The sequence below is a fragment of the Pseudomonas sp. B21-040 genome (genome assembly GCF_024748695.1).
Classification (GTDB): Bacteria; Pseudomonadota; Gammaproteobacteria; order Pseudomonadales; family Pseudomonadaceae; genus Aquipseudomonas.
Genome location: NZ_CP087176.1, coordinates 2231247 through 2255115 on the forward strand (window position 1 = coordinate 2231247; position 23869 = coordinate 2255115).

The window sequence follows — 23869 nt, forward strand, 5'->3', positions numbered from 1 at the left end:
ACGTTGTCTGGCTTCACGACCTGGACTCGAACAGAAAAATAAGCATTTGTTCTACAATGAAATTATTCTGTTTTTTAGTATATATATCCCTACGATTATCCTAATCCAGCCCGTATTTTATTGGAGTTCTTTCGATATCCCTGGATCAGGAAAAAACATTCGTGTTTCCGCTCTTTTTGAGACAACGCGAGCATCTGAGTCATCTCGCTGCCAACCGCCGCCCAATGCTTTGAACGTGCCCACTGCAGCGCGAGCCGATTCAGTTTGTGCCTGGGCTCTGCCATCAGATGCCGCTAGGAGATGTTCATCGGCATCCAGCACTTCGATCAAGCTGACCACGCCTTTTTCATAGGCGGCAAACGATGTCGCTCTGGCTTTCGCATACGCCGACTCGCCCTGGGCGAACTGGGTCGATTGTTGCTCGCGGTTGATCCGTGCCGAAACAGCGCTTTCCACATCTTCGCAGGCCCGCAGAACGGACTGGCGGTAAGCGGCCAAGGCTTCGGCTTCCTGGCCCTTTGCCAAATCAATCTGGGCGTTGATGCGGCCAAAATCGAACAGCCGCCAGCGTAATCCCAGTGCCGCCGAAGCCTGACTGGCGCCGTTGCTGAACAGGTTTGCACTGGATACCGATGTAGCACTGCCGAGCAGCGCAGCCACAGACAGTTTGGGGTAGTACTCGGACATGGCTTCGCCGATGCGCGCGCTGGATGCCGCAAGACGGCGCTCCGCGACGATCAAGTCTGGACGCCGACGCAGCAGGTCGGCTGGAGCGCCCATGTCCGAGAGGCCTGGCGCCTCAGGGATGGGCGCCAGCTTAGTCAACTGCGCGCTGTAAGTGCCGGGCGCCTTGCCCAACATGACATCCAGCGCATTCATTGCCGTGTCAATGCCTGCTTGCAGTACCGGCACGGTGGCCTGCGCTTGGTTCAGCGCGCCTTGGGTCTGGTTCAACTGCAGTTCAGCCGCCAGGCCTTTTGCGTAGAGATGTTCGATGGTGGTGAGCAGTTGTTGTCGTGTGTCTACTTGCTGCCGGGCAATTTCCAGGCGTGCTTGAAGGCCGCGGATGCTGATGTAAAGATCGGCTGTCTGCGCGACCACTGCCAGGCGTGTGGCAATCGCTCCGGCTTGCGAGGCCTGATAATCGGCGAAGGCGGCTTCTTTACCTCGGCGCAGCCCGCCAAACACATCCAGCTCCCAGCCGGCATTCAAGTTCGCCTCATAGGCACTGCCGTAGCGATTATAGGAAGGGTCTGAATTCAGCGCTTGGCCCAACGGCGTCTCCAATGACTGACGGGCTCGGGCCGCTTGACCATTGACGGTAGCCGACGGCAGGAGGGCTGCGTTAGCTGCGCCCAAACCGGCGCGAGCCTGCTCGATCCTTGCGTTTGCCTGGGCTAAATCGAGGTTCTGTTCAAGTGCTCGATTTATCAGCTGACTGAGTATTGGGTCATTAAATGCGTTCCACCAAGCGGCGAGATCGTCATTTGCGGCGCCCAGTTGTCGTGCCTTGGACGTTTGCGCGGAGAAATGCTCGGGCAATTCCACACGGGGTTTTGAGTAGTCAGGGCCCACTGCGCAACCTGCAACCATACCCAAACACAGCAAAACGGCGAAACGAGGAGGAGGGTGCATGCGATACCTGCGAAAGGGTCGGTTTGTGACGATATTACAAATTGGTCACAAGTTGTCAACCACCTTTGGGATGAGTAAGCTGCTCGCATGAATCAGCCTTCAGTTTCTTCGCCCAGCGCCCGTGGCCCAGCCGATCACGACATTCGAGACCAGATTGTCGCGGCGGCCAACGAACATTTCAGTCAATACGGTTATGGCAAAACAACGGTTTCTGACCTAGCCAAGGCCATCGGCTTTTCCAAGGCTTACATCTACAAATTCTTTGAATCCAAGCAGGCGATTGGTGAAGCAATCTGTACAAATTGCCTGACTGAAATCGTTGCGGCAGTGGAGCAAGCCATCAATGTAGACGGCATCTCGCCGACTGAACGTTTTCGGCGCCTGGTCAAAACCTTAATCGCTACAGGGGTGAGCCTGTTCTTTAACGACCGTAAACTCTACGACATCGCAGCGTTCGCCGCGTCGGAGCGATGGCCCTGCTCACAAGTCTATGACGCTCAGATCAAGAGCTTCGTGTTGCAAATCGTGCGTGAGGGGCGAGAGCTCGGTGAGTTTGAACGCAAGACTCCGCTGGACGAGACGGTAGAGGCGATTCATCTCGCTCTGCGGCCCTTCATCAATCCTCTGCTATTGCAGTACAACCTCGATTTTGTTGAAGAAGCCCCCTCGCTTATCTCCAATCTTGTTCTGCGCAGCCTGATGCCTTAAACCTCTGCTGACGGATGCGCTGCGCATCCGTATCAGCGTGTGCGCCTGAAAAAACTAGATATCGAGCCTCTTTGCTTTGCTCTGATCAAGTGGGCGATGTTCATTCGTCTCGGTAGTGACTATTGACATAAATGGTCACTTGAATAAGCATGGTGCATCCGCTACCGAGAGATCTTTATGATCCAGCGCCACCGCATGTCAGCCATTTTCATTGTCTTGTTGCCGTTTGCCCTAGCGGCCTGCAACGAGGCCACGCCTGCCGATCCTCGCCTTCAAGTGCCCTTGGTGCGCATCGGCGTGGTTCAACCCTCCGCGCCTGCGGCACGGGTATTCACCGGTATCGTCGCGGCCCGAGTTCAGAGCGATCTCGGTTTTCGGGTCCCTGGGAAGGTCTTGGAGCGTTTGGTGGATGCTGGACAAAGTGTCAAGCGCGGGCAGCCACTTATGCGAATCGATGCCAACGACCTGACGCTGACCGCGCGGGCACAGCAGGAAGCGGTACTGGCCGCCATGGCCCGAGCTCGGCAGGCCTCCGATGACGAGCTTCGCTACCGTGATCTGGTGTCCGTCGGAGCGGTATCTGCTTCAGCTTACGCAGGGTTCAAAGCAGCTGCCGACTCGGCGAAAGCCCAACTCAACGCTGCCCAGGCCCAGGCTGATGTGGCGAAAAACGCGACCGGTTATTCGACGTTGCTGGCGGATGCTGACGGGGTGGTAGTGGATACCTTGGCGGAGCCGGGGCAGGTAGTTGGCGCAGGGCAGGTGGTGGTACGCGTTGCCCATTCAGGGCAGCGCGAGGCCGTGATCCAGTTACCCGAGACGCTACGTCCTGCGCTGGGCTCGGCGGCGACGGTTGAGTTATACGGCCAGCACCAGACTGCAGGTAAAGCGCGTTTACGCCAGTTGTCCGACTCTGCCGACCGACAGACCCGAACGTTTGAAGCGCGTTATGTGCTGGAGGGGGCGCTCTCCAACGCCACCCTGGGTTCGACGATCTCAGTGGTTATCGCTGACACGGATGTTGCTGATGCCAAGGAATTACAGGTGCCCATGGGGGCCCTCTACGACGCCGGTAAAGGCCCGGGGGTCTGGGTGGTGGGCGGGGAAGCTGAGCAGGTGGCATGGCGCCCGATCAAGGTTCGCGGCCTGAATAATGAGGCCAGCGTGCGCGTGACGGGGGATCTGCAGGTGGGTGATCGAGTTGTCGCATTGGGTGCTCACTTGCTGAGCGAGGGAGAGAAGGTCAGGACTGAACTCGCCGATGCTCCGCAAAATTCAGTGGTTGAGGTAAGTCGATGAGCGGCTTCAATCTTTCGGCGCTGGCCGTACGCGAGCGCTCAATCACCCTGTTTTTGATCCTGCTGATTTCTGTGGGTGGGTTGTACGCCTTCTTCAAACTGGGGCGTGCGGAAGATCCCGCATTCACCATTAAACAAATGACGGTGGTCACCGCCTGGCCTGGGGCGACGGCCCAGGAGATGCAAGACCAGGTGGTAGAAAAGCTGGAAAAACGCATGCAGGAACTGCGTTGGTACGATCGGACCGAGACCTTTACCCGGCCCGGCTTGGCATTCACTACGGTGTACCTGCTCGACAGCACGCCCCCCTCAGCCGTCCAGGAGGAGTTTTACCAGGCGCGCAAGAAAATCCTGGATGAGCAGAAGGGGTTGCCGTCTGGGGTGATCGGCCCGATGGTCAATGATGAGTATTCCGATGTCACCTTCGCGCTCTATGCGCTCAAGGCCAAGGGCGAGCCCCAACGTCTGTTGGTGCGCGAAGCCGAGAGCTTGCGCCAGCGTCTGCTGCATGTGGCGGGTGTGAAGAAGGTCAACATCATCGGTGAACAGGCCGAGCGCATTTTTGTCGAGCTGTCCTACGAGCGTTTGGCGACACTGGGCATTTCCGCACGAGACATCTTCAGTGCGTTGAACACGCAAAACATGATAACCCCGGCAGGTTCGGTAGAAGCGAAGGGCCCACAGGTTTTCATCCGCCTGGATGGCGCGTTTGATGACCTGCAGAAGATTCGTAATACCCCACTGACGGTGCAAGGCAGAACCCTCAAGTTGTCCGATGTGGCTGAGGTCAAGCGTGGTTATGAGGACCCCGCGACGTTCCTGGTACGCAACAACGGCGAGCCGGCACTGTTGCTCGGCGTGGTCATGCGCGACGGCTGGAACGGCCTGGATTTGGGGAAGTCGCTGGACGCTGAGGCCACAGCGATCAACGAGCAGATGCCTTTGGGCATGAGCCTGACCAAGGTCACGGATCAGGCGGTGAATATTGGCGCCTCCGTCAACGAGTTCATGGTGAAGTTTTTTGCTGCCTTGGGCGTGGTGCTGCTGGTGTGTTTTCTCAGCATGGGCTGGCGTGTCGGCGTTGTGGTTGCCGCGGCGGTGCCGCTGACCCTGGCGGCCGTGTTCATTGTCATGGCGGCCACGGGCAAAGACTTTGATCGAATTACCCTGGGCTCGTTGATTCTGGCGCTGGGACTGCTGGTGGACGATGCAATCATTGCCATTGAAATGATGGTGGTGAAGATGGAGGAGGGCTACGACCGAATCAAGGCCTCCGCTTATGCCTGGAGCCACACGGCCGCGCCGATGTTGTCGGGAACGTTGGTGACAGCGATCGGCTTTATGCCCAACGGTTTTGCCAAGTCGACCGCTGGTGAGTACACCGCGAACATGTTCTGGATCGTTGGCATCGCGCTGATCACTTCCTGGGTGGTGGCCGTGGTGTTTACCCCTTACCTGGGCGTCAAACTGCTGCCGCAGATCAAGGTGCCTGAAGGCGGACATACGGCGATTTACGGTACACCGAACTACCAGCGTTTCAGGCGCCTGCTGGGCAGTGTGATCCGCCGCAAAGGTCTGGTGGCGACATCCGTCGTGGGCTTGTTTGTTGTTGCGATTTTGGGCATGGGCGTGGTCAACAAGCAGTTCTTCCCCACGTCCGACCGACCTGAGGTGCTGGTTGAGATGCAGATGCCTTACGGCACCTCTATCGAACAGACTGATGTGGCGGCGGCCAAGGTCGAGGCGTGGTTGGCTCAGCAGCCGGAGGCCAAGATCGTCACTGCTTACATTGGCCAGGGCGCGCCGCGCTTCTACTTGGCGATGGCCCCTGAACTACCCGATCCATCCTTCGCAAAAATCGTCGTCCTGACCGCGAATCAGCAAGAGCGTGAGGCGCTCAAGCTCCGCCTCAGACAAGCGGCGGCCGATGGCTTGGCGCCTGAAGCTCGGGTGCGAGTGACGCAGTTGGTATTTGGTCCTTATTCACCGTATCCGGTGGCCTTTCGGGTGATGGGCGCCGACCCCGCAGTGTTGCGGGATATCGCCGCGCAGGTGCGTGAGATCATGACCGCCAGCCCCATGATGAGGACCGTCAACACCGACTTGGGCGAGCGCGTGCCGGCACTTCATCTCACGCTGGATCAGGATCGCCTGCAAGCATTCGGCTTGACCTCGACCGATGTCGCGCAACAGCTGCAATTTCTGCTCACGGGGGTGCCTGTCACCGAGGTGCGTGAGGACATTCGTTCGGTTCAGGTGGTCGCTCGCTCCGCGGGTGAGACGCGTCTGGATCCATCGAAAATTGCCGCCTTCACGCTGACCGGCGTCCAAGGCCAGCGCGTTTCGCTGTCCCAGGTCGGGGCGGTGGATGTGCGCATGGAAGAGCCCATCCTGCGACGTCGTGATCGTACGCCGACAATAACCGTGCGCGGTGACGTGGCTGAAGGTCTTCAGCCTCCCGATGTCTCCAACGCCTTGATAACGCAGTTGCAGCCCATCACCGAAAAACTGCCGGCGGGCTACCGCATTGAGTTTGCCGGCGCGATCGAGGAGTCGGGTAAAGCAAACAAGGCATTGTTGCCGTTGTTCCCGATCATGATCGCGCTGATGTTGCTGACTATCATCATTCAGGTGCGCTCGATGTCGGCAATGATGATGGTGTTCGCCACCGCGCCTTTGGGCCTGATTGGTGTGGTGCCAATTCTGCTGCTGTTCCAGCAACCGTTCGGGATCAACGCCTTGGTGGGACTGATTGCCTTGTCAGGGATTCTGATGCGCAACACGCTGATCCTCATCGGCCAGATTCACTCAAATGAGCAAGCCGGCCTGTCGCCATACAACGCCGTGGTCGAAGCCACTGTGCAGCGCGCGAGGCCCGTGATTCTCACGGCGTTGGCGGCGATGCTGGCGTTCATTCCTCTGACCCATTCGGTGTTCTGGGGAACGCTGGCCTACACCCTGATTGGCGGTACGTTTGCTGGCACCGTGCTGACCCTGGTGTTCCTGCCAGCGATGTATGCCCTCTGGTTCAAGATCAAGCCTGAGCCCGCGCATGAGTTTGCAGCGAACACTCACGTTGCTTGAGTACCGCTTGCCACCGATCACTGTGCGCTTTGGTCGTGCCGTAATACCAGTCGAGGGCAACGCTTTCCAGGTGGCGGCCGTTGATGGGGCCTCCGTCTTGGCTTGGTTCTTGGCTTCTAGCTTCTATGGGGGGGGGCAATGGCATCCGCCAGCATTCGCTTGACCTGCAAACGAAAAAACCCGCCAGAAGGCGGGTTTTTCGGGGGGCAGAGATTTTGAAAGCCTTCTCTGGAACCTTGTCTGGCTCCACGACCTGGACTCGAACCAGGGACCCAGTGATTAACAGTCACTTGCTCTACCAACTGAGCTATCGCGGAATGGCGCCTATGTTACTGATTCAAAAAGAGAAGTCAAGCGTCTGATAGCAACTTGACCGATTCGTCGGGACAGACGGCGGTTAATCGGTCGTGGGCGGTTACCAGAATCGTTTCAGAGGTCTACCATGGCCGCCCGGAAGTGGTCACACGCGCTGCCGGCCATTCGCCGAAAAGGTACGCGCCATGAACCATTCAATCCTTACACCTCTCAACAACGGGGTGTTCGCATGAGCATCGCTCAGATCAGCTTGCCCAAAGGGGTTGGCTCGCACGCCGAAAAACTGTTCGACGCAATCACTCAGGCCAGCAACGCCGAGGAGTTGAACCGTGCTGGCGGCAAGGCCGAAGGGTTTGTTCTGGGGCTGGAAAGCACCAAGGCCATCAAGAGTCAGGTGGCGGAATCGCTCTACGTCGCCTATGACGACGCCGCCAGTCAGCGTGCCACCGAACTGGCTTAACCGCCGAAGGTAAGGGTGCCGAGCATCAGTTTGGCATAGAGCATCGTGGCGCCCAGTTGCACCAGCCACAAGGCCAGGCCGCCAAGAAATACGCCCGCAGCGACTTGCAGCACCAGGTTGTTGCCGCGTTTGGCTGGGGTGCGAGGCACGAAGTGGTCCAGCTCATCGCGGTCAGCGCGTAGGTCATCGTTTTTCATGGGGGGCTCGTAAAATTCCTGGATGTACACAAACCTGTAGGAGTGACGGTGCGGCGATCCGACCTGCTCGCGATAGGGCCATCACATTCAACATCATTGTCGCCCGACAGTCTGCTATCGCGAGCAGGCTCACTCCTACAGGTTGAATGGGGGGAGTTTAGAGGGCGCAGCCACTGCTTTGAGAATTATCTGCGACAAATAAAAAACGGGAAGCCCATCGGCTTCCCGTTTTCGTACTACCGGGCGACTCAGATCACCTGAACGATGGCGTCCGTTACGGCCTTGATGTTGCTTTGGTTCAACGCAGCCACACAGATGCGGCCGGTGTCCAGGGCGTAGATGCCGAACTCGGTGCGCAGGCGGGTGACTTGCTCAACCGTCAGGCCGGAGTAAGAGAACATGCCACGCTGGCGGCCCACAAAGCTGAAATCGCGCTGAGGCGCGTTTTTTGCCAGGGTGTCGACCATCTGGATGCGCATGCCGCGAATTCGCAGGCGCATTTCAGCCAGTTCTTCTTTCCACTGGGCGCGCAATACCGGGCTGTTCAGCACAGCGGCAACGATGCTTGCACCGTGAGTAGGCGGGTTGGAGTAGTTGGTACGGATGACGCGTTTGACTTGCGACAGTACGCGCGCGCTTTCTTCTTTGGACTCGCTGACGATCGACAGCGCACCAACGCGCTCGCCGTACAGCGAGAACGATTTGGAGAACGAGCTGGATACGAAGAACGTCAGACCCGATTCGGCGAACAGGCGCACAGCGGCGGCGTCTTCGTCGATGCCATCGCCGAAACCTTGATAGGCCATGTCGAGGAACGGTACGTGACCCTTGGCTTTGACGACTTGCAGCACGTTGTTCCAGTCGGCAGGGCTCAGGTCCACGCCGGTCGGGTTGTGGCAGCAGGCGTGCAGCACAACGATCGAGCCGTTTGGCAGGGCGTTCAGGTCTTCCAGCAGGCCGGCACGATTAACGTCGTGGGTCGCGGCGTCGTAGTAGCGGTAGTTCTGTACCGGGAAACCGGCGGTTTCGAACAGTGCGCGGTGGTTTTCCCAGCTTGGGTCGCTGATCGCTACAACGGCGTTCGGCAGCAGTTTCTTGAGGAAGTCGGCACCGATTTTCAGTGCGCCGGTGCCGCCCACCGCTTGGGTGGTGATGACGCGGCCAGCGGCGATCAGTGGCGAGTCGTTGCCGAACAGCAGTTTCTGCACTGCCTGGTCGTAGGCAGCGATGCCGTCGATTGGCAGGTAGCCACGGGAAGCGTGTTGAGCGGCGCGAATTGTCTCGGCTTCGACAACGGCGCGCAGGAGTGGAATTCGCCCCTCCTCGTTGCAGTAAACACCGACCCCCAGGTTGACCTTGTTGGTACGGGTATCGGCGTTGAATGCTTCGTTGAGGCCCAGGATTGGATCGCGTGGTGCCATTTCGACAGCGGAGAACAGGCTCATTTTTGCGGCGGCTCTGAATGGAGAATGGAGGGACGTGTCGCGCTCCAGCCGAATGCACTAGAGCGGTGCACAAACGGGGAGCTAGTATAGAGGCCATCTGCGATCGATGGCGACAGACGATTGGGCTTTTCCGTTAAGTTTTTCCGATTATTTTCCGACCGTTAGTCGAATGCTGACGTCAAACGATTCGCCGGATGTAGGACGTTTGCCTTGAAAGAGCAGGCAATCGACTCCACATTGAGCACAATCCAGTTTTTTCCTCGGGCGGTTTTAGCCGTTTGCGGTCTTTTTCGTTGCTGTCCCATTTGACCGGGCAGGCGCGAATCCAGGGGTATTGAATGTCTGAATTCCAGCTAGTCACCCGCTTCGAGCCCGCCGGCGATCAGCCAGAAGCCATCCGCCTGATGGTCGAGGGCATCGAAGCCGGGCTGGCGCACCAGACGTTGCTCGGTGTGACCGGCTCCGGCAAGACCTTCAGTATCGCCAACGTGATTGCACAAGTGCAGCGTCCGACGCTGGTGCTGGCGCCGAACAAGACCCTGGCCGCGCAGTTGTACGGCGAGTTCAAGGCGTTTTTCCCGAACAACGCGGTGGAGTACTTCGTTTCCTACTACGACTACTACCAGCCCGAAGCCTACGTGCCGTCGTCCGATACCTTCATTGAGAAAGACGCCTCGATCAACGACCACATTGAGCAGATGCGTCTGTCCGCAACCAAGGCGTTGCTGGAGCGCAAAGACGCGATCATCGTCACTACCGTGTCGTGCATCTACGGCCTGGGTAGCCCGGAGACCTATCTGAAGATGGTGTTGCACGTGGATCGCGGCGACAAACTCGATCAGCGTGCGCTGCTGCGTCGCCTGGCGGACCTGCAATACACCCGCAACGACATGGACTTCGCCCGTGCGACTTTTCGGGTGCGTGGCGATGTGATTGATATCCACCCGGCGGAATCCGATTTCGAAGCGATCCGCATCGAACTGTTCGATGACGAGGTCGAGAGCCTGTCGGCGTTCGATCCGCTGACCGGCGAAGTGATCCGCAAGCTGCCGCGCTTCACCTTCTATCCGAAAAGCCACTACGTGACGCCGCGAGAAACCCTGTTGGGCGCCGTCGAAGGGATCAAGGTCGAGTTGCAGGAACGCCTCGATTATCTGCGCACCAACAACAAACTGGTTGAGGCCCAGCGTCTGGAGCAGCGCACCCGCTTCGACCTGGAGATGATCCTCGAACTGGGCTACTGCAACGGGATCGAAAACTACTCGCGCTACCTGTCCGGCCGTGAATCCGGTCAGGCGCCGCCGACGTTATTCGACTATCTGCCGGCTGACGCCTTGTTGGTGATCGACGAATCTCACGTCAGCGTGCCGCAGGTCGGCGCCATGTATAAGGGCGACCGTTCGCGTAAAGAGACGCTGGTGGAATACGGTTTCCGCCTGCCGTCGGCGTTGGATAACCGGCCGATGCGTTTCGACGAGTTCGAAAGCATCAGCCCGCAGACGATTTTTGTCTCGGCGACGCCCGGCAATTACGAGGCAGAACATGCAGGCCGCGTCGTTGAACAGTTGGTGCGTCCGACGGGGCTGGTTGATCCGCAAATCGAAATCCGCCCGGCGCTGACCCAGGTCGACGACCTGCTTTCGGAAATCACCAAGCGCGTTGCGCTCGAAGAGCGGGTTCTGGTCACGACCCTGACCAAACGCATGTCCGAAGACTTGACCGATTACTTGGCCGACCACGGCGTTCGCGTGCGTTATCTGCACTCTGACATCGACACGGTAGAGCGAGTCGAAATTATTCGTGATCTGCGCTTGGGCACCTTTGATGTGCTGGTGGGGATCAACCTGCTGCGTGAAGGCCTGGACATGCCGGAAGTGTCGCTGGTAGCGATTCTCGATGCGGACAAGGAGGGCTTCCTGCGCTCCGAGCGCTCGCTGATCCAGACCATCGGCCGGGCGGCACGTAACCTCAACGGCCGGGCGATTTTGTACGCCGACCGCATCACTGGCTCTATGGAGCGGGCGATTGGCGAAACCGAGCGGCGGCGCGACAAGCAGATCGCCTTCAACCTGGCCAACGGCATCACGCCCAAGGGCGTGTTCAAGGACGTCGCCGATATCATGGAAGGCGCCACCGTGCCGGGTTCGCGCAGCAAGAAGCGCAAGGGCATGGCCAAGGCTGCCGAGGAAAGCGCCAAGTACGAAGCGGAATTGCGCTCGCCGGGCGAGATCGCCAAGCGGATTAAAGCCCTGGAAGAGAAGATGTACGCGTTGGCGCGTGATCTGGAGTTTGAAGCGGCGGCGCAGATGCGTGATGAGATTGGCAAGTTGCGGGAGCGGTTGATTACTGTCTGAGATTTGCGGTGCCTGTCAGGCCGCCATCGCGAGCAAGCTCGGCTCCTACATGTAGGAGCCGAGCTTGCTCGCGATAGGGGCGTACTCGGTCTTAGTGTGCTTCCCCAGCCTTAATCCCCTCTGGCAATTTCTTGGTCAACAAGATCGCCAGCATGCTCACCCCCAGCGCAATCCCGACAAAGTGAAACGCATCGTTGTAGGCCATGATCGACGCCTGTTGGTGCGCAATCTCGCTGATCTTTGCCAGTGCCGCCGTCTCATTGCCTAGCCTGTCCGCCATCGACGACAGCCGCTCGGCCACCTGCGCATTGCTCGGCACAATGGCTTCGCGCAAATAATCAAAGTAGGTCTTGGTTCGCGCATCCAGCAGGGTGGCGAGGAGGGCGATGCCAATCGCGCCGCCGAGGTTGCGCAGGATGTTGAACAGGCTCGACGCCGACCCCGCGTCCTGCGGCAAGATATACGCGGTGGCGATCAGCGAGATGGTGACCATGATCAGCGGCTGGCCCAGCGCGCGGATGATCTGGATCTGATTGAACTGTGGCCCGGCAAAGTCCGGGTTCAGCACTCCCGATGAAAAACTCGCCAGCCCGAACAACCCGAATCCCAGGGTGCACAGCCATTTTGGCGAAATGTACTTCATCAACTTGGGCACTAGCGGAATCAAAAACAGTTGCGGCACGCCCATCCACATGATCACTTCGCCGATCTGCAGGGCGTTGTAGTTCTGGATCTGCGCCAGGTACAGCGGCAACAGATAAATCGAGCCATACAACCCGACCCCCATCCCCAGGCTGGAAATACTCGACAGGCCAAAGTTGCGATTGCGCAGGATGCCGAGGTTGATCAGCGGGTTGGGTTTGGAAAACTGCACGATCACAAAGGTGATCAGGCTGATCAGTGCGATGCTGCCCAGGGTCACGATCAGGTTCGATTCCAGCCAGTCCTTGCGGTGACCTTCCTCCAGAAACACCTGCAAACAACCGAGCCCGACGCCGAGGGTCAGAATGCCCATGTAGTCGGTGCTCTTGAGCAATTCCCAATGCGCTTCTTTCTTCTCCAGGCCATACATCAGGCCGGCGATCATGAGCAGGCCCGGCGGTATGTTGATGTAGAAAATGTATTCCCAGCCCCAGTTTTCGGTCAGCCAACCGCCTAGCGTCGGGCCAATGGAGGGCGCGAAGGTGGCGGTCATGGCGAACATGGCCATGCCTTTGGCGCGGTGGTGTTCCGGGAGTTTGATCAGCGTGAGGGTGAAGGCCAGCGGGATCAGCGCGCCCCCGGTGAAGCCCTGCAAGGCGCGGAAGACGATCATGCTTTCCAGGCTCCACGCCATGGAACACAGCAGCGAGGCGACGAGGAATCCCAGTGAAACCCACACCGCCAGCCGTCGTGCGGACAGCAACTGCACCAGCCACGCCGTCAGCGGAATCATGATGATTTCCGCCACCAGGTACGAGGTGGAAATCCACGAGCCTTCTTCCAGGGTGGCCGACAGGGCGCCCTGAATGTCCTTGAGCGAAGAGTTGGTGATCTGGATGTCGAGCACGGCCATGAAGGCGCCGAGCATGACGCTCATCACCGCGATCCAGTCCCGCCGGGTCGGTTCGCCGACCGGGCGGATCAGTTGATCACCGGCCATCGTCAGGGGCGTCTTTGATGTTCACTTTAGCGGTGACAGACATGCCCGGGCGGATCTTGCCTTGCAGCGGATTGTCCGCGGCGAAGGTCAGTTTGACCGGAATCCGTTGGACGACTTTGGTGAAGTTGCCCGTGGCATTGTCCGGCGGCAACAGGCTGAACTGCGCGCCCGAAGCGGCGAACAGGCTGTCGACTCGCGCCTTGATCGGCGTGTCGCTGTAGGCGTCGAAAATCAGTTCGGCGCTCTGGCCAGGCACCATGTGGCCGATCTGGGTTTCCTTGAAGTTGGCTTGAATCCAGATGTCCTGGTCCGGGACGATCGACAGCAAATACGCGCCGGCCTGCACCACCTGGCCTTCGCGGGCGGCGCGCTGGCCGATCAGGCCGCTGATGGGCGCGTGGATTTCGCTGCGGGTCAGGTTCAGTTCGGCTTGCGCCAGGTCGGCCTTGGCGTTGGCGATCTGCGCGTCAAGACGTTTGATCTCAGCGGTCAGGGCGTTGACTTGCTGGCGTTGGCTCTGAGCGTCCGCCTGAGCCTTGACGACCTGGGAGCGCGCGATGTGGTTATCGGCGGACAGGGTGGTCACCCGTTCTTCGGAAATAAAACCGGGTTTGCGCAGGGTTTGGGCGCGAGTCAAATCGATGAGCGACCGGCCGAGGCTCGCCTGGCTGGACGCGACTTGCGCTTCACTGGCCGCGATCAGGCTCGATTGTTGGGTCAGCTTGCTTTGGGCTTGCAGGCGTTCGGCCTCGCGAGTGGCGAGGGCAGCGCTGGCGCGGTCAACGGCGAGGTGGAAGTCGGCGCCTTCAAGCTTGACCAGCAACTGGCCTTTTTCGACATGCTGGTTGTCGTGCACCAAGACTTGGTCGATGCGCGCGCTCAACTGGCTTGAGACGCGGGTAATCTCGCCCTGGACATAGGCGTTATCGGTGCTTTCATAAAATCGCCCCTTGAAGAACCACTGGGCAAAGAAGGCCCCGGCAATCAGCAGGACGAGCAACAAGAAAATAAACAGGCGACGCTTGAGTTGGGCAGGCATGGGGCAGACTGTAGTCGAGAAATTGTAAGGAAAGTTATCAGCAGGTGAATCTGTCATACAGCCGACAAGCGGTAAATGCCATCGGTTGATATTCGGCCATTCACCACGCCATACGCGCTCTGTAGACGCAAACTTGGCTTAAATGCCCTGTTCACTGGAGCGGGGCGGGTATCGCCTGTTACCATTCGCCCTTTGTTTTATCTTCATTTCGAGACTTGCCATGACCACCGTCCGCACGCGCATCGCGCCATCGCCTACCGGGGACCCCCACGTAGGTACCGCTTACATCGCTTTGTTCAACTACTGCTTTGCCAAGCAGCATGGCGGTGAGTTCATCCTGCGGATTGAAGACACCGACCAGTTGCGTTCGACCCGCGAGTCCGAACAGCAGATTTTCGACGCCCTGCGCTGGTTGGGCATCGACTGGAGCGAAGGCCCGGACGTCGGTGGCCCGCACGGTCCCTACCGTCAGAGCGAGCGCGGCGATATCTACCAGAAGTATTGCCAGCAACTGGTTGAAATGGGTCATGCCTTCCCGTGCTTCTGCACCGCCGAAGAGCTGGACCAGATGCGCGCCGAGCAAATGGCACGCGGCGAAACCCCGCGTTACGACGGCCGTGCGCTGTTGCTGTCCAAGGAAGAGGTCGCCAGTCGCCTGGTGGCGGGCGAGCCGCACGTCATCCGCATGAAAGTGCCGAGCGAAGGCGTGTGCGTGGTGCCGGACATGCTGCGTGGCGATGTCGAGATCCCGTGGGATCGCATGGACATGCAAGTGCTGATGAAGACCGACGGCCTGCCGACGTACTTCCTGGCCAACGTGGTCGACGACCACCTGATGGGCATCACCCACGTATTGCGTGGTGAAGAGTGGCTGCCCTCGGCGCCGAAACTGATCCTGCTTTACGAGTACTTCGGCTGGGAACAACCGGAGCTGTGCTACATGCCGCTGTTGCGTAACCCGGACAAGAGCAAGTTGTCCAAGCGCAAAAACCCGACCTCGGTGACGTTCTACGAGCGCATGGGCTTCATGCCGGAAGCGATGCTCAACTATCTGGGCCGCATGGGTTGGTCGATGCCGGACGAGCGCGAGAAGTTCTCGCTGCAGGAAATGGTCGACAACTTCGACTTGAGCCGTGTCTCGCTGGGCGGGCCGATTTTCGACATCGAGAAGCTGTCCTGGCTCAACGGCCAATGGCTGCGTGATCTGCCGGTGGAAGAGTTCGCCTCGCGCCTGCAGACCTGGGCGCTGAACCCGGAATACATGATGAAGATCGCGCCGCACGTTCAGGGCCGCGTTGAAACCTTCAGCCAGGTGGCTCCGCTCGCCGGTTTCTTCTTTGCCGGCGGCGTGAATCCGGATGCCAAATTGTTCGAATCCAAGAAGCTTTCGGGCGATCAGGTGCGTCAGTTGATGCAGTTGATCCTGTGGAAGCTGGAAAGCCTGCGTCAGTGGGAAAAGGACAGCATCACCGCGACGATTCAGGCAGTGGTCGAATCGCTGGAATTGAAGCTGCGTGACGCCATGCCGCTGATGTTTGCCGCGATCACAGGCCAGGCCAGCTCGGTGTCGGTGCTGGATGCGATGGAAATCCTCGGTCCGGACCTGACCCGTTTCCGTCTGCGCCAGGCAATTGACTTGTTGGGCGGCGTGTCGAAGAAGGAAAACAAGGAGTGGGAAAAACTCTTGGGCAACATCGCCTGATCCACTCCGTTCCCGTGTAGCAGCTGCCGAAGGCTGCGTTGGGCTGCGCAGCGGCCCTTTGTGGCCGCTACACATTTTGTCTGAAAGGGCAGGGTGGCCGAATCGCGAGTGCTGCGCACTCGAACGCAGCCTGCGGCAGCTGCTACAGGGACGGATCTGGCCTCGGATTTACGGGGTTCGGCGGTAAGTGATTGTTATGTCGGCAAAAAACTTTGAAATATTTTAAAAATAAGTTTGACAGCTTTTCGATCCGCCATTAAGATTCGCCCCGTCCTCAGCGATGAGGGGCTATAGCTCAGCTGGGAGAGCGCTTGCATGGCATGCAAGAGGTCGACGGTTCGATCCCGTCTAGCTCCACCAATTTACACTTCAAGGTCTGGCCACACCGGCCTTGAAGCGATCAACACTCAGCGTTGATCTGTTGTATAGAAGGGTTTGCGTCCCCTTCGTCTAGTGGCCTAGGACACCGCCCTTTCACGGCGGTAACAGGGGTTCGAGTCCCCTAGGGGACGCCAGTTTTACAGAAGCAGTGTCGCAAGATGCTGCTCCGCCGCCAGGCGATAAATCGGGGCTATAGCTCAGCTGGGAGAGCGCTTGCATGGCATGCAAGAGGTCAACGGTTCGATCCCGTTTAGCTCCACCAATTTTACAGTTCAAGGTCTGGCCACGCAGACTTTGAATCGATCAGCTCTCAGCACTGATCAGTTGTATAGAAGGTTTTGCGTCCCCTTCGTCTAGTGGCCTAGGACACCGCCCTTTCACGGCGGTAACAGGGGTTCGAGTCCCCTAGGGGACGCCACGATTACCCGCTATGCGGGATTTTATAAGGGTCATTCAATTATTGAATGGCCCTTTTGTTTGTCTGGCGTTTGGCCAAATCCCCCTAATTCTTTCAAACTGTTCTTCAGACCAGCGGTCACATCCACGACTTGCGTAAAATTATTATGAGAATAATATTCTAGTCGTAATATTCGGAGGCAACGATGAACGATAAAAAAGCACAAACCCGCGAACGCATCCTCAAGGCTGCCAGTGCAGCGCTGATCCAGCGCGGCCCGGCAGAGCCGAGCGTGGGCGAAGTCATGGGCGCAGCCGGCCTGACCGTCGGCGGCTTCTACGCCCACTTCGAAAGCAAGGACGCCATGATGCTGGAGGCCTTCAAGCAATTGCTGGGTCACCGTCGTGACCTGATTGCTGACATGGACGCCCAGTTGACTGGCGAAGAGCGTCGCGCGTTGGTGGCGGCTTTTTACCTGTCACGCAAACACCGTGATTCCTCCGAGTCGGCGTGCCCGATTCCGGCTTCTGTTGGTGAACTGGGGCGGCTGCCGGACGCGTTTCGTGTCGCACTCAATGAGCATGTGGAAATGATGGTCGCGCAGTTGGCGGCCAGCCCGGAAGACACCGACAAGGCCCTGGCTGACATGGCGTTGATGGTGGGTGGTTTGGCTCTGGCGCGGGCGCTGGGGCCGGGAGAGTTGTCCGATCGATTACTGCGCGCCGCCAAATCTGCGGTGCAGTGACCTGAAGGCTGCGGCCTGGGGAGAATGCGATGAGCACGTTGAAGTGGGTTCGTGGCGTTAATGGCACCTTGGGCTGGTTCGCCCCGAAACTGGTCGCGAGCAAAATGCGACTGGCATTCATGACGCCGCGAGAACTGCCGCCGCGTGATTGGGAGCTGCCGTTGCTGGCGAAGTCCGAACGCATCACGCTGCGTTTCGGCCTTTCGGCGCTGCGCTGGGGGCAAGGCCCTGCGGTGTTGTTGATGCACGGTTGGGAAGGTCGGCCGACTCAGTTCGCCAGCCTCATCGCCGCGCTGGTGGAGGCCGGTTACACCGTGGTCGCCCTCGACGGCCCGGCGCATGGTCGCTCACCCGGTGAAGAAGCCAACGTCGTTCTGTTCGCCCGGGCCATGCTGGAAGCCGCTGCCGAACTGCCCCCGCTGCAAGCGGTCATTGGTCATTCGATGGGGGGCGCCAGTGCCATGCTCGCCGTGCAGTTGGGCCTGCGTACCGAGACCCTGGTGACTATCGCTGCTCCGGCGCGAATTCTCGGGGTGCTGCGCGGTTTCGCCAAGTACGTACGACTGCCCCCCAAAGCCCGCTCGGCATTCATTCGTCAGGTTGAGAAAGACGTGGGCATGCGCGCGGCGGCGCTGGATGTGGCGCACTATCAACTCGACATGCCCGGTCTGATCGTCCATGCCGAGGATGACTGCTACGTTTCGGTCAAGGAATCCCAGCTGATCCACGAAGCCTGGTTCGACAGCCGCTTGTTGCGCCTGCAAGAGGGTGGCCATCAGCGGGTGCTGGCGGATCCTCGGGTCATTGATGGCGTGCTATCACTGTTGGCCGGTCGCAGCCTGCAATCGCGCCAATCGGCGTAGGCATCCGTTACACTGCCCCGGTCGACATTATCTGACCGGGAGTGGGGCATGAGTTGGGATCGGGCAACGCCATTTATCATTGATCTGCAAGTAGGCGCCGAGGACATCGATGGGCTGGGTCACGCCAATAATGCGGTGTACGTGACGTGGCTCGAGCGCTGTGCCTGGCGCCACTCGCAGCGTCTAGGCCTTGATCTGGTCGAGTACCGGCGGCTGGACCGGGCAATGGCGGTCGTGCGGCACGAGATCGATTACCTGGCCGCGGCCTATGAGGATGACGAATTGCAGTTGGCGACCTGGATCGTCGATTGGGATCAGCGCCTTAAAATGACCCGACACTTCCAGTTGAAGCGCCCGAGCGACAACACCACCTTGCTGCGGGCTCAAACCACCTTCGTCTGCATCGAGCTGTCGACCGGCAAGCCCAAGCGCATGCCGGCCGAGTTCATCGAGGGCTACGGCCCGGCGCTGGCAGTCGCGATCTAACCTGTCTTCGCTGGCCTCATCGCGGGCAAGCCCGGCTCCCACAGGGGGCGGTGCTGGGCACAGATTTGTGTACGATGCTAACCCTGTGGGAGCCGGGCTTGCCCGCGATGGCGTCTGCACAATCGTCACCGTCCGGTCTGACGAAATACCTTCTGCGCGCCGAAACCAGTAAACTGCCGCACGTTTTTCGTCGAGTGTGTTTTTCATGCAAATTGCTTTGGCGCCCATGGAGGGGTTGGTCGACAACATCCTGCGGGACGTGCTGACCCGTGTGGGCGGTATTGATTGGTGCGTGACCGAGTTCATCCGGATCAACGATCAACTGCTCACGCCTGCCTACTACCACAAGTTCGGCCCTGAACTGCTGACCGGTGCCCGCACCGCCTCCGGCGTGCCGCTGCGCGTGCAACTGCTGGGTTCCGATCCGGTGTGCCTGGCCGAAAACGCCGCGCTGGCGTGTGAGCTGGGTTCTGAAGTCATCGACCTGAACTTCGGTTGCCCGGCCAAGACCGTCAACAAGTCTCGCGGCGGCGCGGTGCTGCTCAAAGAGCCTGAACTGCTCAACGAAATCGTCGAACACGTGCGTCGTGCGGTGCCTGCGCACATCCCGGTGACCGCCAAGATGCGCCTTGGTTTCGATAGCCCGGACGGCTCGCTGGTGTGTGCCACAGCCCTGGCCGAAGGCGGCGCGGCGCATATCGTGGTGCATGCCAGGACCAAAACCGATGGCTACAAACCACCGGCGCACTGGGAGTGGATCCCGCGAGTGCAAGAGGTGGTCAAGGTGCCGGTGTTTGCCAATGGCGACATCTGGAGTGTCGAAGACTGGCGTCGTTGCCGCGAAATCAGCGGCGTGGAAGACATCATGCTCGGTCGCGGCCTGGTCTCGCGTCCGGACCTGGCCCGGCAAATCGCGGCGGCACGCGCCGGTGAAGCCGTCGTCGAGATGACCTGGGCCGAGCTGTTACCACTGATCCAAGACTTCTGGCTGCAAGCTAAGGCGCAGATGACTCCCCGCCAATCCCCCGGTCGCTTGAAGCAGTGGCTGGCCATGTTGACGCGCAATTATCCGGAAGCCGTCGAGCTGTTTACTGTCCTGCGTCGCGAGACCGAGCTGGATCAGGTCAGTCGTTTGTTGGGCCTGAGACTCCCGGAAGCGGCCTGAAAAAAATCTCGAAATAATCTCTTGAAATGCAATCAGCGGTCCCTATCTAAGGGTTACGCGATGCCGAATTCGGGTCGCGGAGACAAAAAACCTTGCTGTTGTTTTCAGGAGATTTGAACCATGACTACTGCATTTTCCCTGGCCCCATTGTTCCGTTCCTCGGTGGGTTTCGACCGTTTCAACGACCTGTTTGAAACCGCCCTGCGTAATGAGCCAGGCAGCACCTACCCACCTTACAACGTGGAAAAACACGGTGATGACCAATACCGCATCGTCGTCGCCGCCGCCGGTTTCCAGGAAGAAGACCTGGACCTGCAAGTCGAGAAAGGTGTGCTGACCATCAGTGGTGGCAAACGTGACGCGAGCGAAGGCGTGACCTTCCTGCACCAAGGCATCGCCCAGCGTGCGTTCAAACTGTCGTTCCGCCTGGCGGATCACATCGAGATCAAAGCCGCTGACCTGCGTAACGGTCTGTTGAGCATCGATCTGTTGCGCATCGTTCCAGAAGAGGCGAAAGCCAAGCGCATCCCGATCAACGGGACGCAAAAACCGGCTCTGCAGCACTAAGGCAGAGTAATGAAAAGGGCGCCATCGGCGCCCTTTTTTGTGTTTGTGTCCCGTCATTTCAGGAGCTTCTGCAACGCCTCTGCCGGCAACGGCCGACTGTGCAAATACCCTTGGTAAAAATGGCAGCCCAGTCCCTGTAAAAACTCCAATTGCTCCGCCGTCTCCACCCCTTCGGCAATCACCTTCAACTCCAGGCTACGCGCCATGGCGACGATGGCGCGGATGATTTCGGCGTCGTTGGGGTCGGTCGTGGCATCGCGGATGAACGACTGATCGATTTTCAGGGTGTCGACAGGCAAGCGCTTGAGATAGGTCAGTGAGGAGTAGCCGGTGCCGAAGTCGTCCATCGCGAAACTCACGCCGAGCTTTTTCAGGCGACGCATTTTACTGATGGTGTCTTCCAGGTTCTGGATGACGATGCCTTCAGTGATTTCCAGTTTCAGCAGCGAGCAGGGCAGGCCGTGGCTGGTAAGGCTGTGTTCGATGCGTTCGACGAAGTCGTTTTGGCGGAATTGTCTTGGGCTGATGTTCACGCACAGGCTGAAGCTGAGCGGGTTGACCAGGCCTTTGTCGACCAGTTTTTTAAAGTCTCTGCACACTTCGTCGACAATCCAGGTGCCGACTTCAAGAATCAGGCCGCTGTCTTCCAGCACCTTGATGAACTCGGCAGGTGCCTGTGCGCCGAGTTCCGGGTGGTCCCAGCGCACCAGTGCCTCGGCGCCGACAATGCGATTGCCCCGGGCGTCGATCTGGGGTTGGTAATGCACATGGAATTCGCCCCGGGAAAGGGCCAGACGCAGGTCGGTTTCCATGCGCAGGCGTTCGCTGGCGGCCTTCTGCATGGTGTTGTGATACATCTGCGTGGTGTTGCGACCCGAATCCTTGGCGCGGTACAGCGCAATGTCGGCGCGTTTAAGCAAATCGGTCGGGGTCGAGCCGTGGTCGGGGATCAGTGCGATGCCGATGCTCGGCGTCACCTGCAGGCGCTGGCCATCAAGGAACATCGGTTCCGACAACAATTCTCGCAAGGTGTCGGCCAATTCCCGTACCTGGGTGCTGACTTCGTTGCGCGAACCTTCCAGGCCGCTGAGCAATACCACGAATTCATCACCGCCGAGCCGCGCCACGGTGTCTTCCATGCGCACGCTGGCTTCGAGTCGCGCGGTGATGATTTTCAGCACCGTATCGCCGACCGGGTGACCGAGAGAGTCGTTGATGTGCTTGAAGTGATCGAGGTCGAGAAACAGCAGCGCACCGCGCAGGTTGTGGCGCTTGAGCAGGGCGATCTGCTGGCTCAGGCGGTCCATCAGCAGGGCGCGGTTGGGCAGGTTGGTCAAGGGGTCGTGGTAGGCCAGGTGACGGATCTGCGCTTCGGCGTTTTTCAGCAGGCTGACGTCGCGGGCGGTCAGCAGCAGGCAGGCGGTTTCGTTGAGGGTGATGGGTTCGACCGAAACTTCGACGGTGAGCAACTCTCCACGCTTGTTGCGTCCGAGCATTTCCTGGTGATGCACGCGGCCCTTGATCTGTAGCTCGGCGAGCAGCGCCGCACGTTGTTTCTCTTCGGCCCAGATGCCCACCTCATACACCGTACGGCCGATGACCTCTTGCGCGCGATAGCCGGTCAGGCGGCAGAAACCGTCGTTGACCTCCAGGTAGCGCCCGGTGTCGCGTTCGGTAATGGTGATGGCGTCGGGGCTTGAATGAAACGCCTTGGCAAACTTCTCTTCACTGGCCTTCAGCGCCGCTTCAGAGCGTTGTTGCTGGGTGATATCACGCAAGGTAGTGACGATGCAGGGTTCTTCGCCAACGTTGATCTGGCGGCTGGAAATCACGCAGGTCAGGGATTGCCCGTCCTTGTGCTGGGCGACGATGGCGACATTGTTCAGTCCTTGTTCGCGGATGACCTGTTCGATCCGCTGCAGGCTTTTCGCCGAGGCGTCCCACAGGCCAATTTCGTCGGCGCTGCGGCCAATCACTTCGTCGGCACTCCAGCCAAAGGTCTGGGTGAAGCTGGAGTTGATCTCGATGAACTGGCCGGTGTCCTGGCGGGTCACGCAAATCGGATCCGGGCTGACCTGAAACAGCGTGGCGAATTTTTCTTCCGAGGCCACCAACCGCTGTTCGCGCTCCACCTGATCGGTGATGTCCAGCAGGGTGCCGGCCATGCGCAGCGGGACGCCGTTTTCATCGCGGTAGAGGCGGGCGCGGCTTTCCAGGTAGCGCGAACTGCCGTCCGGTAGTTGAACGCGGTAAGTCAGTTGATAATTGCCGGCCGGGCCTTCGCGCAGGCTGCGGTAGGCGTCGCGCATGGTGTCGCGCTCTTCGCCGGGCACACCTTCGAAAAACTCCTCGAACGACTCGTGGAAAGGTTTGGCTTCCAGGCCGTGCAATTGAGCGGCCCGCGCCGAACCGTAGAGCATGCCGCTGGGAATGTGCCAGTCCCAGGTGCCGAGTTGCGCCGAGTCCAGGGCGAGGTCGAGACGCTCCTGGCTGTCCTTGAGGGCTTGTTCGGCAACTCTGCGTTCGGTGGTGTCCAGGAAGGTGCTCAGCAGATAGGGCTGGCCTTCGAGTTCGACATTTTGCGCACTGAGGATGCCGTCGTGGATTTGCCCGTTGCTGGCGCGAAATTGCACCTCCATTCTGACCAGGTCGCCCTTGGCCTTGGTGGCTGCGACCAATTTGGCGCGTTGCTCCGGGTGAACCCAGAGGCCCAGATCCAGCGTGGTACGGCCTATCGCGTTTTGCACCGGCCAGCCGAACAGGCTTTCGAAATGCTGGTTGGCTTCGGTGATCAAGCCGTCTTCCTGGCGGGTCAGCAACACCATGTTCGGACACAGGTGAAACAGCGTTGCGAAGCGTTTTTCCGAGCTGCTCAGGGCTTGTTCGCGCTGGCGCTGGTGGGTGATTTCGCGGATGACACCAATCATGCGCGGCCGGCCGTTTTTATCCGGCAGCAGGCTGCCGTTGATCTCCAGCCAGTGCAGGCTGCCGTCGGGCCAGCGGATGCGGTGATGCATCGCCTGCTCCAGCGGGGCTCCGGCAATCACCGCGTGGAAGGCGCGCACGGTTTTCGCCCGGTCCTCCGGCGGCAGCAAGTCGAGGTATTCCAGATCCTCTGGCAACGGCATGTGCGGGTCGAAGCCAAACAGCGCCTGAGTCCCGCGCGACCAACTGATCTGCCCACGTTCGATGTCCCAATACCAGGCCCCCAGACGCGCACCGTTGAGGGCGGCGAGCAATTGTGGCGCGCTTTCCCAGCTCAACTCGGACCGTTTGGGGTCTAGCGCCTGGATGCGGGGCATCGGCGGAATACGGTCAACAGACTTCGGCATTGGCAGCTGGCCTTGGGCGGAAATGGGCGTTAAGCGCAGGTATTCGTGACTCTA

17 protein-coding genes and 5 tRNA genes are annotated in these 23869 nt (G+C 59.3%); 15 read left to right on the forward strand and 7 right to left on the reverse strand.

Translation table 11 applies throughout. The annotated features are described in order from the left end of the window. Window positions 1-117 precede the first annotated feature (117 nt). A complete protein-coding gene (locus LOY55_RS10130; RefSeq protein WP_223524013.1) occupies window positions 118-1635 on the reverse strand; it encodes an efflux transporter outer membrane subunit in 1518 nt (505 codons plus the stop codon). Window positions 1636-1722: 87 nt separating this feature from the next. Between LOY55_RS10130 and LOY55_RS10135 the strand changes: the two genes are divergently transcribed. The 3 genes from LOY55_RS10135 (at window position 1723) to LOY55_RS10145 (ending at window position 6725) form a co-directional block, all read left to right on the forward strand. Continuing rightward, the gene (locus tag LOY55_RS10135) at window positions 1723-2343 is read left to right on the forward strand and encodes a TetR/AcrR family transcriptional regulator (RefSeq protein ID WP_077430547.1); all 621 of its coding nucleotides are present in this window, start codon (window positions 1723-1725) and stop codon (window positions 2341-2343) included. Window positions 2344-2520: 177 nt separating this feature from the next. Next, the gene (locus LOY55_RS10140; RefSeq protein ID WP_223524016.1) at window positions 2521-3642 is read left to right on the forward strand and encodes an efflux RND transporter periplasmic adaptor subunit; all 1122 of its coding nucleotides are present in this window, start codon (window positions 2521-2523) and stop codon (window positions 3640-3642) included. Next, window positions 3639-6725, forward strand: coding sequence for an efflux RND transporter permease subunit (locus LOY55_RS10145; RefSeq protein WP_223524018.1), 3087 nt, complete (start codon window positions 3639-3641; stop codon window positions 6723-6725). The genes LOY55_RS10140 and LOY55_RS10145 overlap by 4 nt, the downstream gene beginning before the upstream one ends. Window positions 6726-6966: 241 nt before the next feature. On the opposite strand, the gene LOY55_RS10150 is transcribed toward LOY55_RS10145, so the two are convergent. Beyond that, window positions 6967-7042, reverse strand: a tRNA-Asn gene (locus tag LOY55_RS10150). 227 nt (window positions 7043-7269) lie between these two features. Between LOY55_RS10150 and LOY55_RS10155 the strand changes: the two genes are divergently transcribed. Then, window positions 7270-7500, forward strand: a complete 231-nt coding sequence (locus LOY55_RS10155; RefSeq protein ID WP_258667970.1) for a hypothetical protein — start codon at window positions 7270-7272, stop codon at window positions 7498-7500. Here LOY55_RS10155 and LOY55_RS10160 read toward each other — a convergent pair. Continuing rightward, the gene (locus LOY55_RS10160) at window positions 7497-7697 is read right to left on the reverse strand and encodes a hypothetical protein (RefSeq protein WP_077430544.1); all 201 of its coding nucleotides are present in this window, start codon (window positions 7695-7697) and stop codon (window positions 7497-7499) included. The two genes, LOY55_RS10155 and LOY55_RS10160, sit on opposite strands and share 4 nt — an antisense overlap. A 248-nt stretch (window positions 7698-7945) precedes the next feature. After that, entirely contained in the window at window positions 7946-9142 is a 1197-nt protein-coding gene (locus tag LOY55_RS10165; protein ID WP_223524021.1) for an amino acid aminotransferase, read from the reverse strand. A gap of 338 nt (window positions 9143-9480) precedes the next feature. Here LOY55_RS10165 and uvrB point away from each other — a divergent pair, with 338 nt between their 5' ends. Then, window positions 9481-11496 (forward strand): excinuclease ABC subunit UvrB, encoded by a 2016-nt coding sequence (gene uvrB / locus LOY55_RS10170; RefSeq protein ID WP_109785883.1) that lies wholly within the window; start codon window positions 9481-9483, stop codon window positions 11494-11496. 91 nt (window positions 11497-11587) lie between these two features. Here uvrB and LOY55_RS10175 read toward each other — a convergent pair whose 3' ends face one another. Both LOY55_RS10175 and LOY55_RS10180 read right to left on the reverse strand, forming a co-directional pair. Continuing rightward, window positions 11588-13078: an MDR family MFS transporter gene (locus LOY55_RS10175; RefSeq protein WP_177412239.1), complete on the reverse strand. Its 1491-nt coding sequence runs from the start codon at window positions 13076-13078 to the stop codon at window positions 11588-11590. A gap of 49 nt (window positions 13079-13127) precedes the next feature. Continuing rightward, complete coding sequence (locus LOY55_RS10180) at window positions 13128-14177, reverse strand: HlyD family secretion protein (RefSeq protein WP_109785881.1); 1050 nt, start codon at window positions 14175-14177, stop codon at window positions 13128-13130. 220 nt (window positions 14178-14397) lie between these two features. On the opposite strand from LOY55_RS10180, the gene gltX reads away from it, so the two are divergent. The 10 genes from gltX (at window position 14398) to LOY55_RS10230 (ending at window position 20483) form a co-directional block, all read left to right on the forward strand. After that, entirely contained in the window at window positions 14398-15879 is a 1482-nt protein-coding gene (gltX, locus tag LOY55_RS10185) for a glutamate--tRNA ligase (protein ID WP_223524024.1), read from the forward strand. A 284-nt stretch (window positions 15880-16163) separates the two neighbouring features. Continuing rightward, window positions 16164-16239, forward strand: a tRNA-Ala gene (locus LOY55_RS10190). Between the two features lie 79 nt (window positions 16240-16318). Next, window positions 16319-16394 (forward strand) — tRNA-Glu (locus LOY55_RS10195). A 52-nt stretch (window positions 16395-16446) separates the two neighbouring features. Beyond that, a tRNA-Ala gene (locus LOY55_RS10200) sits at window positions 16447-16522 on the forward strand. Between the two features lie 80 nt (window positions 16523-16602). After that, a tRNA-Glu gene (locus LOY55_RS10205) sits at window positions 16603-16678 on the forward strand. A 184-nt stretch (window positions 16679-16862) separates the two neighbouring features. Next, window positions 16863-17402: a TetR/AcrR family transcriptional regulator gene (locus LOY55_RS10210; RefSeq protein ID WP_046026906.1), complete on the forward strand. Its 540-nt coding sequence runs from the start codon at window positions 16863-16865 to the stop codon at window positions 17400-17402. A 29-nt stretch (window positions 17403-17431) separates the two neighbouring features. Continuing rightward, the gene (locus LOY55_RS10215) at window positions 17432-18265 is read left to right on the forward strand and encodes an alpha/beta fold hydrolase (RefSeq protein WP_109785880.1); all 834 of its coding nucleotides are present in this window, start codon (window positions 17432-17434) and stop codon (window positions 18263-18265) included. Between the two features lie 48 nt (window positions 18266-18313). Beyond that, a complete protein-coding gene (locus tag LOY55_RS10220; protein WP_077430540.1) occupies window positions 18314-18751 on the forward strand; it encodes a thioesterase family protein in 438 nt (145 codons plus the stop codon). A gap of 205 nt (window positions 18752-18956) precedes the next feature. Next, entirely contained in the window at window positions 18957-19916 is a 960-nt protein-coding gene (locus LOY55_RS10225) for a tRNA-dihydrouridine synthase (RefSeq protein WP_046026903.1), read from the forward strand. Between the two features lie 120 nt (window positions 19917-20036). Further along, a complete protein-coding gene (locus tag LOY55_RS10230) occupies window positions 20037-20483 on the forward strand; it encodes an Hsp20 family protein (protein WP_046026902.1) in 447 nt (148 codons plus the stop codon). A gap of 53 nt (window positions 20484-20536) precedes the next feature. Here the strand turns inward: LOY55_RS10230 and LOY55_RS10235 are convergent, their stop codons facing one another. Continuing rightward, complete coding sequence (locus LOY55_RS10235) at window positions 20537-23815, reverse strand: PAS domain S-box protein (protein WP_109785879.1); 3279 nt, start codon at window positions 23813-23815, stop codon at window positions 20537-20539. Window positions 23816-23869: the final 54 nt, after the last annotated feature.

What these genes read in the sequence shown, in the direction of transcription:
- LOY55_RS10155 (WP_258667970.1), top strand. Translation starts at nt 7,270, where the DNA reads ATGAGCATCGCTCAGATCAGCTTGCCCAAAGGGGTTGGCTCGCACGCC.
- LOY55_RS10145 (WP_223524018.1), top strand. Translation starts at nt 3,639, where the DNA reads ATGAGCGGCTTCAATCTTTCGGCGCTGGCCGTACGCGAGCGCTCAATC.
- LOY55_RS10235 (WP_109785879.1), bottom strand. Translation starts at nt 23,815, where the DNA reads ATGCCGAAGTCTGTTGACCGTATTCCGCCGATGCCCCGCATCCAGGCG.
- LOY55_RS10220 (WP_077430540.1), top strand. Translation starts at nt 18,314, where the DNA reads ATGAGTTGGGATCGGGCAACGCCATTTATCATTGATCTGCAAGTAGGC.
- LOY55_RS10140 (WP_223524016.1), top strand. Translation starts at nt 2,521, where the DNA reads ATGATCCAGCGCCACCGCATGTCAGCCATTTTCATTGTCTTGTTGCCG.
- LOY55_RS10230 (WP_046026902.1), top strand. Translation starts at nt 20,037, where the DNA reads ATGACTACTGCATTTTCCCTGGCCCCATTGTTCCGTTCCTCGGTGGGT.
- LOY55_RS10215 (WP_109785880.1), top strand. Translation starts at nt 17,432, where the DNA reads ATGAGCACGTTGAAGTGGGTTCGTGGCGTTAATGGCACCTTGGGCTGG.
- LOY55_RS10135 (WP_077430547.1), top strand. Translation starts at nt 1,723, where the DNA reads ATGAATCAGCCTTCAGTTTCTTCGCCCAGCGCCCGTGGCCCAGCCGAT.
- LOY55_RS10180 (WP_109785881.1), bottom strand. Translation starts at nt 14,177, where the DNA reads ATGCCTGCCCAACTCAAGCGTCGCCTGTTTATTTTCTTGTTGCTCGTC.
- LOY55_RS10225 (WP_046026903.1), top strand. Translation starts at nt 18,957, where the DNA reads ATGCAAATTGCTTTGGCGCCCATGGAGGGGTTGGTCGACAACATCCTG.
- LOY55_RS10210 (WP_046026906.1), top strand. Translation starts at nt 16,863, where the DNA reads ATGAACGATAAAAAAGCACAAACCCGCGAACGCATCCTCAAGGCTGCC.
- uvrB (WP_109785883.1), top strand. Translation starts at nt 9,481, where the DNA reads ATGTCTGAATTCCAGCTAGTCACCCGCTTCGAGCCCGCCGGCGATCAG.
- LOY55_RS10130 (WP_223524013.1), bottom strand. Translation starts at nt 1,635, where the DNA reads ATGCACCCTCCTCCTCGTTTCGCCGTTTTGCTGTGTTTGGGTATGGTT.
- gltX (WP_223524024.1), top strand. Translation starts at nt 14,398, where the DNA reads ATGACCACCGTCCGCACGCGCATCGCGCCATCGCCTACCGGGGACCCC.
- LOY55_RS10160 (WP_077430544.1), bottom strand. Translation starts at nt 7,697, where the DNA reads ATGAAAAACGATGACCTACGCGCTGACCGCGATGAGCTGGACCACTTC.
- LOY55_RS10165 (WP_223524021.1), bottom strand. Translation starts at nt 9,142, where the DNA reads ATGAGCCTGTTCTCCGCTGTCGAAATGGCACCACGCGATCCAATCCTG.